Here is a 13,059-nt window from a genome sequence, read left to right on the forward strand (position 1 = left end):
TGATGGGACGAGGGGTGTGCGGGATGCCCTCCGGGCAGGGGTGAGGGACAGGGACAGGCCAGGCCCACGGAGCCGCGCGCGTCGGGGTGGGCCTGATGGGACGAGGGGTGTGCGGGATGCCCTCCGGGCAGGGGTGAGGGACAGGGACAGGCCAGGCCCACGGAGCCGCGCGCGTCGGGGTGGGCCTGACGGGACTTCCGGGGCTCCGGGGACGGGGGTCGGCTCAGGGGTGGTGGTGCGGGCTGCGGGCCAGGAGGTGGGACAGGAAGGACGCGGCGGGGGTGGTGGAGAGGGCTTCCAGGGTCACCGGGTGGCCGGTGCCGTCGGCGATCGGGAGGCGCCAGTTCGGGTACTGGTCCCACGTGCCGGGGAGGTTCTGCGGGCGCGGGTCGCCGACCAGGTCCGGCAGCCACACGCCCACCAGCCCGGCCCCGGTGGCGCCCAGGAAGCGGTACAGCACCGGCATCGACAGCGGCTCCCCAGGCGCCAGCAGCCCCAGCCGCGTCAGCGCCGCCCGCCACTCGGCCAGCTCCTCCGCCGCCTGCGCCTGCTCGTCCCCCAGCGGCCGGGCCAGCAGCCCGAGCCGGTGGCGCAGCTCGACGTGTTCGCCGGAGAGCCGGGCCGCCGTGCTGGGCAGGTCGTGGGTGGTGAGGGTGGCCAGGCAACCGCGGCGCCAGCGGTCCGGTGGCAGGATCTCCCCGCCGGCCGCCCAGTCCCGTTCGAACCACAGCACGGACGTCCCGAGGATCCCGCGCTCCGCCAGTTCCTCGCGGACGCCCGGCTCGACCGTACCGAGGTCCTCGCCGATCACCGCCGTCCCGGCGCGGTGCGCCTCCAGCGCGAGCACGCCGAGCATGGCCTCGGCGTCGTAGCGGACGTACGCACCCTCCGTCGGCGCGTGCCCCTGCGGCACCCACCACAGGCGGAACAGCCCCATCACGTGGTCGATCCGCACCGCGCCGGCGTGCCGGGCGGCGGCCCGCAGCAGTTCCGCGTACGGGGCGTAGCCGGCGGCGGCGAGGGCGTCGGGGCGCCAGGGCGGCAGGCCCCAGTCCTGGCCGTGGGCGTTGAAGGCGTCCGGCGGGGCGCCGACCGAGATGCCGCCGGCCAGCACGTCCTGGAGCACCCAGGCGTCGGCGCCGTCCGGGTGGACGCCGACCGCGAGGTCGTGGATCAGGCCGACCGGCATGCCGGCACCGTCGGCGGCGGCCCTGGCCGCGGCGAGCTGCTGGTCGACCTGCCAGGCGAGCCAGCGGTGGAACTCGACCCGGTCGGCGAGCTCCTTGCGGGCGCGCTCGGTCCCGGACCCGTCCGGGTGGCGCAGCCCCTTGGGCCAGGTGTGCCAGTCCGGTCCGTGTTCCTCGGCGATCGCGTTCCACAGCGCGTACCGCTCCAGCCACTCGCCCTCGCGGCGCAGGTAGGCCCGGTACGCGGCGTCGCGGCCGGCGCCGCGCGGGACCTCGTGCAGCAGTTCCAGCGCCTCGCGCTTGAGCGCCCAGACGGCGTCCCGGTCGATCAGGCCGTCGTGCCCCAGCACCTCGGCGCGGAGCCGGGCGGCCCGGCGGCCGAGTTCCTCGGCCTCGGCGCGTTGGTCGCCGACGAGGTAGGCGTACTCGGGGACGGCTTCGACGCGCAGGTGGACGGGGTCGGCGAAGCGACGGGACGAAGGGCGGTAGGGGGACGGGTCGGAGGGGGCGCCGGGGAGGCCGGCGTGGAGCGGGTTGATCTGGACGAAGCCCGCACCGAGGTCGCCGCCGGCCCACTGGGCGAGGTCGGCGAGGTCGCCGAGGTCGCCCATGCCCCAGGAGCGCTCGGAGAGGAGGGAGTACAGCTGGGCGAGGAAACCCCAGCTGCGGGTGGGCAGTTCGGGGAGCTTGTCGGGGGCGACGACGAGGGCCGCGCGCGCCGTGCCGCTGCCGCACTCGGCGGTGAGGACGTGCCGGCCGAGGGGCAGGTCGGCCGGGAGCCAGTGGGAGTGGCCGCGGGGCAGCTCCCACACGCCACCGTCCTCCAGCTCGACGTGGAGGCGGGCGTCGGCCGGGACGTCGAGCGCGGTGCGGCGCCCCTGGCGGACGACGACGCAGGGCGGCAGCAACCGGGCCTGCTGCTCGGCCCGGTGACGGTCCAGCGCCGCCCGCACCTCCTCCGGCGTCCCGGCTTCGACCCCGAGCGCCCCCAGCACCGCCACCAGTGTCCGCGCGCCGACCGGCACCCCGCCGGGCCCCGGGTCCTTCGGATCGACCCCGTGCGCCTGTGCCAGCGCCACGAGTTCGGGTGGCGGGGCCGGAGCGTCCTGCGCCGGCACCTTGAGCCCGTCGGCTCCGTCACGGTCGAGATAAGCGGCCACTCGCGGCTCCTGCGATGTCTCGGCAACGCCAGTTCAGGACGACCACAGTCCTACCCGCGTGACGGCCCGATGACGCTGTGCGACACGAGCGCGAGCGGTCGACCGGCCGTCAGGAGGACTGGTGACCCTGGGTGGTTCCGCTGGTGGGAGGGGTGGCCGGGGGACGGGCGGCGAGGTGATCAATTGGGCAAAGTGGACATACCTGACGGCGGCGTTGACACCGGGTTGGGTAGCTGGTGGGGTTGCGGCGATGTGGTCCAGCCTGGCGAGGAGGCTCCTGTGCAAGCCCGAGTTTCCGTAGCGGCCGGGCGGCGGCTGCGGCAGCAGTTGGAGCAGAGCTCCGCGCTGCGCGATGTCCTGTACCACCCCGCCGCGCTGGCGGCCCGGCGGGCCACCGCGCGGACGTGCCGTCAGCTGGCGCCGAGGACGGCGGACCGGCTGATCGCCGACCTCAAGGGGACGGAGCCGCTGCTGGCGTCCGTCCGGGCCGAGCGGGCGGCCGGGGGCCGCGCGCCGGGGCGGCGGGCGCTGCAGATCGCGGCGGGGGTCGCCGCGGCGGCCGTGGTCGGCGGGCTGCTCGCGGGGCCGGTGCCGATGGCGGCGGCGTACGCGGGGGCGCCCGGGCCGGACGTGGTGAGCACCGCGCCGCAGACGCCGCTGGGGAGCGTGACGAACCCGCAGGTGTTCCCGCGGCCGCAGGAGCAGGCGGTGGCCGGGAAGCCGGTCGTGGTGCCGGCCGCGGTGACGCTGGTGACGGCGCCGAAGGCGGACCACGGCGCGGTGGACACGGTGCACGAGGTGCTCGGGATCGCCGGGGCGACGGACTTCACCACCGTGTCCGACGTCGACGCCCCGCCGGCCGCGGGCTCGCTCGTCGTGTACGTCGGCGGGCCGGCCGAGGGCGCGGGCGGCGCGGTGGACCGGGCGCTGCGCGACCTGGCCGCCGCGGGCGGGACGAAGGACGGTGCCGCGCCGTCGCTGATCGGGATGCCGATCGGCGGCTACGTACTGACGGCCGGTCAGCTGTCCGCACAGGGCGGCGGGACGTACGGCGCGGTGGTGCTGGCGGGCGCGGACGCGGCGGGCACCTTCTACGCGGCGCAGAGCCTGCGCCAGCTGCTGGCGGCGGTGCCGGCCGGGCAGGGGCAGAACCAGGCGCCAGGCGCCTCGGGGCTCGGCCTGCCGGGGATCACGCTGCGCGACTGGCCGTCCGGGGCGCCGGTGCGCGGCACCGCGGAGGCGTTCTACGGCACGCCGTGGACGGCGCAGCAGCGGCTGGACCAGGTGGAGTTCCTGGGCCGCTCGAAGCAGAACTTCTACCTCTACGCTCCCGGTGACGACCCGTACCGGCTGTCGCGCTGGCGCGACGCGTACCCGGCGGACAAGGCGGCCGAGCTGCGCGAGCTGGCCGGCCGGGCGGCCGCCAACCACGTGACGCTCGGGTACGCCGTCGACCCGGGACAGTCGTTCTGCTTCAGCTCGGGCAAGGACGTGGACGCGCTGGTGGCGAAGCTGGACGGGCTGCGCGTCCTCGGCTTCTCCGCGTTCCAGCTGCAGTTCCTGGACGTCAGCTACGACGAGTGGCACTGCTCCGACGACCGTTCGACGTACGGCACCGGGCCGGCCGCCGCGGCCAAGGCGCAGGCCGCGCTGGCCGCGAAGGTGCAGGACCGGCTGATCTCGAAGAACCCGGGCCTGGCGCCGCTGTCGATCGTTCCGACCGAGTACCACCAGTCGGGCTCGACGCCCTACCGCAAGGCGCTCGCGGACGCGTTGCCGGCCGGGGTGCAGGTGGCGTGGAGCGGGGTCGGGGTGATCCCGGAGAAGATCACCGGCGCTCAGGCCTCGGACACCGCGGGCCTGTACGGGCACCCGCTGGTCACCATGGACAACTACCCGGTCAACGACGCCAACCCGGACCGGCTCTACCTCGGCGCCTACACCGGGCGCGACCCGGAGGTGGCGAGCCGTTCCGCGGTGATGCTGACCGGGGCGATGCAGCAGCCGGTGGCCTCCCGGATAGCCCTGTCGACGGCCGGCGACTTCGCCTGGAACCCCGCCGCGTACAAGCCGGACGAGTCCTGGCAGGCCGCGCTGCGCACGATGGCCGGGCCGACCGGCGCCTCCGCGACCCCGGCCGGGTCGGCGCTGGCGGCCGTCACCGCGCTGGCCGGCAACAGCTCGTCCTCGCCGCTGTCCAAGCAGGAGTCGGGCTACCTGACCCCGCTGATCGACAAGTTCTGGGCGACCGCCGAGCCCACCTCGGGCGCGGCCCCCGACCTCGCCAAGCTGATAGAGGCCGCGGGCCCGCTGCGGGACGCGTTCGCAGCGATGGCCTCGGCCCAGGAGACGCTGGCCGGCACCGAGGCGACGTCCGCTCTGGCCGCCGAGGCCGGGCCGTGGCTGGCGCCGCTGCACGACTACGGGCTGGCCGGGCAGGCCGCCCTCGACATGCTGCTGGCGCAGCACGGCGGTGACGGCGCCGCCGCCTGGAAGGCCCGGGTGGAGCTGAACCGGCTGCGCGAGCGGCTGGCGCAGAGCCCGGCGACGATCGGCGCGGGCGTGCTCGGCCCGTTCCTGGAGCACGCGCTGCGGGCCGCCGACAACTGGGCGGGCGTGGTCAGCGGCGGCATCAGCCCGACGACGACGATGGGCTCCGCGCACGACCACCTGCCGGCGCTGATGACCGACGGCCAGGCCGACACCTTCTACTGGAGCTCCGCTCCCCCGCAGCCGGGCGACTCGGTCGGCGTGGACCTCGGCTCCGGGCGCCCGGTCAGCGGCGTCACCGTCCTGATGGGCGGCTGGGGCGACGGGCCGGACGCCCAGAGCGCGGTGGACGACTACATCCGCGACGGCGTGCTGGAGTACTCGACCGGCGAGGGCGGCTGGAAGCAGCTGGCCGTGGTGAAGAACCAGAAGACGGTCAGCGCCCAGGTGCCCGCCGGCACGGTGGTGCGGGCGGTTCGGCTGCGCGCCACCGCCGCTCAGAAGACCGCGGTGGCGGTGCGCGAGTTCACCGTGACGGCGCCGGACGAGGCCCCGGCGAGCGTCTCCGGCGGCCCGGCCGCGCTGCCCGGTTCCTCGGCGGCCGCGGTGCTGGACGGCAACCCGGACACCGCCTACCGGGCGGCCAGTGCGCCGACCGCGCAGGACGAGCCGCTGACCGTCGAGCTGGGCGCGGCCCGGCCGGTGGACCGGCTCACCGTGCTGACCGACCCGAGCGTGAAGGCCACCGCGACCGTGTCGCTGCGGCGCCCGGACGGCACCTGGTTCGACATAGGGACGATCAACCCGGGCTACAACGAGCTGCCGGCCGGCGGCCAGCCCGCCGACGCGTTCCGCCTGACCTGGAAACCGGGCGGCGACCCGCCGGTCGTCAACCAGGTGATCCCCTGGTACGCGGACACCCCGGCGGCCCGGCTCACCCTGGGCGACCCGTCCCTGGACGTCGTGACCGGCGCGGCCGCGCCCGTCCAGACCCAGGCGACGGTCACGGCCGGCCGCCCCGAGGGCACCGCCGGCAGCCTGCAGGCCGACGTGCCGGCGGCGGCGAAGGGCCTGACGGTGGCGCCGGCGGCCGGGGTGACGGTGCCGCGCGGCGGGAAGGTCGGGGTTCCGCTGCTGGTCAGCGCCGCGGCCGGGACGCCGTCCGGGACGTACCAGGTGCCGGTGCAGTACGTGGCCGGCTCGACCGTCGTCAAGCAGGTGCTCCAGGTGCACGTGGTGCCGCCGACCGGCGGGGCGGACCTCGCGGTCGGCGCGAAGGCCACCTCCTCGGGCGACGAGACGTCGAACTTCCCGGCCTCGAACGTCGCCGACGGCGACCCGAAGACCCGCTGGTCCTCGCCCGCGCAGGACAACGCCTGGGTGCAGCTGGAGCTGCCGCAGGCCGTCCGGCTCGGTGCGGCGGTGCTGCACTGGCAGGCCGCGTACGCCGCGTCGTACAAGATCCAGACCTCGGCGGACGGGGTCACCTGGACGACCGCGGCGAGCGTGGACAACGGCAAGGGCGGCGACGAGACGGTGCGCTTCGACGCCGCGAACGCCAAGTTCCTGCGGGTGCAGGGCGTGACCCGGGCCACCAAGTACGGCTACTCGCTGTGGGGGATCGAGCTGTACGCCGTGACGCCGCCCGCGCAGCCGCAGCCGCCGGTGGCTCCCCCGGCACAGCCGGGGACCCCGGGCACCCCCGGCACCACGCCCGCGCAGCAGCAGCCGGCCCAGCCGGCCGCGGGCCAGCAGCCGCCGGCCGCCGGGACTCCGCCCAAGCAGTAGCCCGTGCAGTGGTCGCCCGCGCGGCGGCCGTGCACACGGCGGGCCGCCGTGCTCCCCGGTGGGGTGCGCGGCGGCCCATGAGGCGTACCGAGATGTGACGGGGCAGGCCCTTGTGGAGCTCTGGTTCAGGCGGAGAGCGGTTCCGGCTGCTCGCCGCGGCGGACGGGGGCGGCGTGGGCGCCGTGCGCCCGGCCGATCGGGACCGAGTGGTTGGGCTCGGTATGGTCGTGGTGCTCGTACTCGCCCCACTGCGGGGCGCGTAGTTGGTCGCCGCCGCCGTACGGCTCCAGGTAGGGCCGCCAGCGGGGGTCCCTGATGCCGGTGCCGATGATCCGCCAGGCGAGGCCGGAGGGCGGCGCGGGCGGGCGCTTCATGCGCCAGCCGAGTTCGGTGAGGTGGCGGTCGGCCTTGGTGTGGTTGCAGCGGCGGCAGGCCGCCACGACGTTGTCCCACCGGTGCTGGCCGCCCCGGCTGCGCGGGATGACGTGGTCGACGCTGGTGGCGGCGGCCCCGCAGTAGACGCAGCGGCCGTGGTCGCGGGCGAACAGCGCCCGGCGGGTGAGCGGGACGGGCCCGCAGAACGGGACCCGGACGAAGCGGGTCAGGCGGACGACGGACGGCGCCGGAAGGGCGCTGGTGGCGCTGTGCAGAGTGACTCCGGTGTCCTCCAGGCTGACCGCCTTGTGGTTGAGGACCAGGATGAGTGCGCGGCGCATCGATACGACGCCGAGTGGCTCGTAGGACGCGTTGAGGACCAGGACATGCGGCACGGATGCCTCCTTGGACGCCTGCGGCGCGTGGCTCGCGCCGGGACGAGCGGTTGGATCACCCAACGGGTGGGTGATCTCCCCCAGTGTCGCCTTACGCCTTCGTACGGCGCCACCACTCCTGTGTAACGGACCTGACGTGATCTCCGGGTGTGGTTTCCGTCATACCCGATATGCCCGGCGGAAGGTCGGGTTGCACCCCGGCCCCCGGTAGGAGACCCTCCGCTTCCCCCCGGGAGGACTGCTCCGCCGGTCGGAGCAGTGGTGGGACCGCCTCCGGGGGGTGCCGGAGCGGTGCGGAGGTGGTGCTCGGACGGGTGCGCGCGGGAGCGCACCGGGGCGTTGACGGGGCGTCCGGGGCGGCCCGCACGCCGTTCGGCGGGTCCGGTCGGGCGTTCGGTGCCCGCTAGGCTGGGGCGACGGTCCGCGGGTCGGGCTCGCTGCGGCACGGGACCGGGTGATGCCCCCTGCAAGGAAGGTCCCGCACGTGTTCCGCTCCGGCGCCCTCGGCCTCGCCGACGCGTCCTCCCAGCCGACGACGCCGTCCCCCGGCCCGACCGCGCCGCAGGTGCCGCAGCTCGACCTGCGGATCCCGACGAGCGCGCAGGAGGTCTCGGACACCACCAAGCAGGCGGCCAGCTGGTTCGACACCCACTGGCAGTCCTGGCTCGCCTCCGGGGTGCGGATCGTCTTCATCATCGTCCTGGCGCTGGTGCTGCGCGCGGTGGTGCGCAAGCTCATCACGCAGCTGATAACCAGGATGGCGCGCGCCCACGAGAGCGCCGAGGAGCACGGCCGCATCGGCGGACTGCTCGCCAACACCGGGGTCGTCAACCCGGAGCGGCGCCAGCAGCGCTCGGAGGCGATCGGCTCGGTGCTGCGCAGCGTCGCGTCCTTCAGCATCCTCGGCACGGCGGCGCTCATGGTGCTCTCCGCGCTGGGGGTGAACCTGGCCCCGCTGCTGGCGAGCGCCGGTGTCGCCGGTGTGGCGATCGGTTTCGGCGCCCGCAACCTGGTCACGGACTTCCTCTCCGGCGTCTTCATGATCATGGAGGACCAGTACGGCGTCGGCGACGAGATCGACACCGGGGTGGCCGCCGGCACGGTGCTGGAGGTCGGCCTGCGGGTGACCAAGCTGCGCGGCGCGAACGGCGAGATCTGGTACATCCGCAACGGCGAGGTGAAGCGGATCGCCAACATGAGCCAGGGCTGGTCCACGGCCACCGTGGACGTCCAGGTCGGGTACAAGGAGGACCTCCTCCGGGCCGAGGACCTGATCCAGGAGACGGCCGAGGCGATGTCCAAGGAGGCTCCGTACGACGAGCTGATCTGGGAGCCGGTGTCGGTGCTGGGCGTGGAGTCGGTCGCGGCGGACTCGGTGGTGGTGCGGGTCGAGGCCAGGACGGCGCCGGGCAAGGCGGCGACGGTGGCGCGGGCGATGCGCCAGCGGCTGAAGGCGGCCTTCGACCACGCCGGCATCAAGGTCAAGGAGGAGGCGGCGGCCACCGGCGTCGCGATCGCCGCGGCCCCGGACCCGTCGCCGCCGTCGTCGCTGGCCGACCCGTCCTCGGCGCGCTACAAGGCGACCGAGCCGATACCGTCGCCGAAGCCGCCGATGGACGACCTCGCCAAGCCGTAACGCCCTTCGCAGCGGCCGGGAAAGCCCGCACGCGCGGACGAAAGCCCCGCTCCCACCGACGTGGGGGCGGGGCTTCGTGCTGCCCGGTAACGCTTCGGCATCCACCGCCGGGCGGGCCATTGACACTCCGCCGACGCTGACCGTACGGTCCTTCCCAAGCGACTGGAAAGTTTCCTAACAGTTCGCGCCATCGACCCGGGACACCCTCCGGGCGCTCCCCGGACACCCCGGGGAGTTCCCCCGGGTACTCCCCCGACCTGCCGGAAGAGGAGGATTCTGCGCGTGACCAAGACCACCGCCAAGGCCCCCCTCGCCGGCACCCCCAGCCTGCTGCGCGCCATCAACGACCGCGCCGCCCTCGAACTGCTGCTGGAGAACGGGCCGCTCTCCCGCACCCAGATCGGCACGCTCACCGGTCTCTCCAAGCCCACCGCCTCCCAGCTGCTGGCACGCCTGGAGGCGGCGGGGCTGGTCCTGCCGGTCGGCACCACGGCGGGCGGGCCCGGGCCCAACGCGCAGCTGTACCAGGTGAATCCCGCCGCCGGGTACGTCGCCGGGGTGGACGTCACGGCCACCGGGATCCGGGTCGCCGTCGCCGACATCACCGGCAGCACGCTCGCCGAGCACGTCGTGCCGCTGAAGGGCGTCCCGGCCGCCGGGACCGTCCCCCGGGTCGCCGCGGCGGTCGCCGACACGGTCCGGGCTGCCGGAATCGAAGGCACGCTGCACACCGTCGTGATCGGCGTCAGCGGCGCGCCCGACCCCGTCACCGGCAAGCTGCGCTACGCCTCCCACCTGGCCGGCTGGCACTCGCCGACGCTCGTCGAGGAGCTGACCGGGGAGATCGGCGCGCCCGTGTCGATCGAGAACGACGTCAACCTCGCCGCCGTCGCCGAGCAGGCCTCGGGCGCGGCACGGGGCTCCGAGGACTTCGTCCTGCTGTGGGCCGGTGCGGGGATCGGCGCCGCGATCGTGATCGCCGGGCGGCTGCACCGCGGCTTCACCGGCGGCGCCGGGGAGGTCGGCTACATGCCGGTGCCCGGCTCACCGGTCGTGCGGGACGTGCGCCGCCGCAACTTCGGCGGGTTCCAGGACCTGGTCGGCGCGGCCGCCGTCCGGGCGCTGGCCCGTGAGCACGGGCTCGGCGCGCCCACCGCCGAGGAGACCATCGCCAAGGCCCTGGCGACCCCGGGCGCCGGCGAGGAGTTCCTCCGCGAGCTGGCCGGCCGGATCGCCGTCGGGCTGGCCGTGATCGTCGCCGTCGTCGACCCCGAGCTGGTGGTCCTCTCCGGCGGCGTGCCGAGCGCGGGCGGCGAACGGCTGCGCTCGCTCGTCCAGGAGGAACTCGCCCGCCTCTCGATCGCCCGCCCGGAGGTGCGGAGCAGCGCGCTGTCCGGTTCACCCGTCCTGCTCGGCGCGCTCCAGCGCGCCCTGGCGGCCGCCCGCGAGGCGGTCTTCTCCACCCACTGACACCCCGCTGACGTCCCCTGCCCCCCCCTGCCCCGCCGACCCCACCCGTCGACTCCCCTGCGATCCACCCCTGCACCCACCTCTCCCCAACCCCCGACCGCGGGCGACGAGGCAATGACGCCTGCCCGCGCACCCCCAGGAGGACCTCGAAGTGCACCCCACCACCTCCCGCAGAGGCCGCCGCACGATCGCCGCCGTCACCGGCGGCGCCGTCCTCGCCCTGCTCGCCACCGCCTGCACCGGCAGCAACGACGCCGGCGGCAGCGACGACTCGGCGAGCGGCAAGGACGTCACCATCACGTTCTGGCACGGCTGGAGCCAGGACAACGAGGTGAAGGCGATCAACGACAACATCGCCGCCTTCGAGAAGGCCCACCCGAACATCCACGTCAAGGCCGTGGGCAACATCGCGGACGACAAGGTCAACCAGGCCCTGCGGGCCGGTGGCGACGACGCACCGGACGTGGTCTCCTCCTTCACCACCAACAACGTCGGCATGTTCTGTTCGACCAAGGCCTTCATCGACCTCAACCCGCTGCTGCGGAAGAGCGGCATCGACGCCGCCAAGACCTTCCCGTCGGCGATGCTCAACTACACGCAGTTCCAGGGCAACCAGTGCACCCTGCCGCTGCTCGGCGACGCCTACGGCCTCTACTACAACAAGAAGGCCTTCGCCGCCGCCGGCATCACCGCCCCGCCGAAGACCTTCAGCGAGTTCGCCGACGCCGCGGCCAAGCTCACCGTCGCCGACGGCGACGGCTACAAGCAGCTGGGCTTCATGCCGAACTACCACGGCTACGAGTCCACCACCGAGCACTTCCTCGGCCAGTACGGGCCGACCTACTTCGGCGCGGACGGCAAGTCGGCCGTCGCCTCCGACCCGAAGGTCGCCGCGATGCTCACGTGGCAGAAGGGCCTCATCGACAAGCTCGGCGGCTTCGACAAGCTGGAGAAGTACCGCTCCACCTTCGGCGAGGAGTTCAGCGAGAAGAACCCCTTCCACACCGGCCAGGTCGCCATGGCCATCGACGGCGAGTGGCGCACCAACTCGCTCGCCGAGAGCAAGCCCGACTTCGACTGGGCCACCGCCCCGTTCCCGGTGCCGGACGACCAGGCCGCCACCTACGGCCGCGGCTACCAGACCGGCACCGTCATCGGCATCGCCCGCAGCAGCAAGAAGCAGGCCGCCGCCTGGGAGCTCGTCAAGTACCTGACCACCGACACGGACGCGGTCGTCGGCTTCGCCAACGCGATCCACAACGTGCCGAGCACCTTCGACGCGCTCAACTCGCCCAAGCTCAACGGCGACCCGAACTTCAAGACCTTCCTGGACATCGCGAAGAACCCGAACTCCGGCACCACCCCGGCCAGCGCCAACGGCGGTGCCTACATCGTGTCGCTGCAGAACCTCGGCTACGCGTACGAGTCCGGCAAGCAGCCCGACCTCGCGGCCGGCCTCGCCGCCACCGCCAAGGAGATCGACGCCGCCATCGCCCAGGCGAAGTAACCGGCCCGGCACGGCAGTCCGAAGAACACGGCACTCGGAGCACCCCATGGCACTCGCGTTCGGCACCCGCGAGGGCACCGGACCCACCGACCCGGCGGCGCACTCCACGCAGCACCTGCTGCGCCGGAAGCGCCGCCGGGAGGCGGCCCGCACCCTCGCGTTCCTCTCCCCCTGGCTGATCGGCTTCGGCGTCTTCTTCCTGTACCCGCTGATCTCCACCGTCTACTTCTCCTTCATGAAGTACGACGGGTTCTCGGCCCCCACCTTCAACGGGCTGAAGAACTGGGACTACGTCTTCAACCACTACCCCTTCTTCTGGCAGGGCCTGCGCAACACCCTCTGGCTCGTCGTCGTCATGGTGTCCCTCCGCGTGGTGTTCGGGCTCGGCATCGGGCTGCTCATCACGAAGATCAAGAGCGGCGTCGGCTTCTTCCGCACCGCCTTCTACCTGCCCTACCTGGCCCCGCCGGTGGCCGCGACCGTCTCCTTCGCGTTCCTGCTCAACCCCGGCACCGGCCCGGTCAACCACTTCCTCGGCGAGCTCGGGCTCCCGCAGCCCGGCTGGTTCGCCGACCCGAACTGGTCCAAGCCCGCGCTCACCATGCTCGCCATGTGGGGCATCGGCGACCTGATGGTCATCTTCATGGCCGCCCTGCTGGACGTGCCCAAGGAGCAGTACGAGGCGGCCGAACTCGACGGCGCGGGGCCGCTCCAGCGCTTCCGCTACGTCACGCTGCCGAACATCTCGCCGATCATCACGTTCGCCGTGGTCACCGGCGTGATCCAGACCATGCAGTACTACACCCAGGCGATCGTCGCCGGGCGGGTCGCCAGCGGCATCGCGGGCAACTCCGGGCAGCAGTTCGAGCCCGGCTTCCCGCAGGGCTCCACGTGGACCCTGCCGCAGATGGTGTACAACCTCGGCTTCCAGCGCTTCGACACCGGCTCCGCCTGCGTCGTCGCCCTGGTCCTGTTCGCCATCGCGATGGCCGTCACCTCCCTCCTGCTGCGCCGCCGGTCCGGCTTCATGGCGAGCGAGGACTAGCGGATC

At 74.0% G+C, this 13,059-nt stretch carries 7 protein-coding genes; 5 read left to right on the forward strand and 2 right to left on the reverse strand.

Going from position 1 to position 13,059, the window contains the following annotated elements; genetic code table 11:
• Window positions 1-223: 223 nt before the first annotated feature.
• On the reverse strand, window positions 224-2,347 hold the full coding sequence (malQ, locus tag AB0C76_RS19140) for a 4-alpha-glucanotransferase (RefSeq protein ID WP_359966345.1): 2,124 nt from the start codon (window positions 2,345-2,347) through the stop codon (window positions 224-226).
• Window positions 2,348-2,626: 279 nt separating this feature from the next.
• Here malQ and AB0C76_RS19145 point away from each other — a divergent pair, with 279 nt between their 5' ends.
• The gene (locus AB0C76_RS19145) at window positions 2,627-6,625 is read left to right on the forward strand and encodes a beta-N-acetylglucosaminidase domain-containing protein (protein WP_359966347.1); all 3,999 of its coding nucleotides are present in this window, start codon (window positions 2,627-2,629) and stop codon (window positions 6,623-6,625) included.
• Between the two features lie 125 nt (window positions 6,626-6,750).
• Here AB0C76_RS19145 and AB0C76_RS19150 read toward each other — a convergent pair whose 3' ends face one another.
• Window positions 6,751-7,395, reverse strand: a complete 645-nt coding sequence (locus AB0C76_RS19150) for an HNH endonuclease (protein ID WP_359966350.1) — start codon at window positions 7,393-7,395, stop codon at window positions 6,751-6,753.
• A 457-nt stretch (window positions 7,396-7,852) separates the two neighbouring features.
• Here AB0C76_RS19150 and AB0C76_RS19155 point away from each other — a divergent pair, with 457 nt between their 5' ends.
• From AB0C76_RS19155 to AB0C76_RS19170, 4 genes are all read left to right on the forward strand, one after another.
• The gene (locus AB0C76_RS19155; protein ID WP_359966353.1) at window positions 7,853-9,031 is read left to right on the forward strand and encodes a mechanosensitive ion channel family protein; all 1,179 of its coding nucleotides are present in this window, start codon (window positions 7,853-7,855) and stop codon (window positions 9,029-9,031) included.
• Between the two features lie 282 nt (window positions 9,032-9,313).
• A complete protein-coding gene (locus AB0C76_RS19160) occupies window positions 9,314-10,501 on the forward strand; it encodes an ROK family transcriptional regulator (protein WP_359966356.1) in 1,188 nt (395 codons plus the stop codon).
• Between the two features lie 151 nt (window positions 10,502-10,652).
• Entirely contained in the window at window positions 10,653-12,008 is a 1,356-nt protein-coding gene (locus tag AB0C76_RS19165) for an ABC transporter substrate-binding protein (protein WP_359966359.1), read from the forward strand.
• A 46-nt stretch (window positions 12,009-12,054) separates the two neighbouring features.
• A complete protein-coding gene (locus tag AB0C76_RS19170) occupies window positions 12,055-13,053 on the forward strand; it encodes a sugar ABC transporter permease (RefSeq protein ID WP_359966362.1) in 999 nt (332 codons plus the stop codon).
• Window positions 13,054-13,059: the final 6 nt, after the last annotated feature.

Source organism: Kitasatospora sp. NPDC048722, from assembly GCF_040650235.1.
In the GTDB taxonomy this organism is placed as follows: domain Bacteria; phylum Actinomycetota; class Actinomycetes; order Streptomycetales; family Streptomycetaceae; genus Kitasatospora.

Excerpts from the sequence above, each read along its gene's own strand:
- AB0C76_RS19155 (WP_359966353.1), top strand. The coding sequence starts at position 7,853 with ATGCCCCCTGCAAGGAAGGTCCCGCACGTGTTCCGCTCCGGCGCCCTC.
- AB0C76_RS19170 (WP_359966362.1), top strand. The coding sequence starts at position 12,055 with ATGGCACTCGCGTTCGGCACCCGCGAGGGCACCGGACCCACCGACCCG.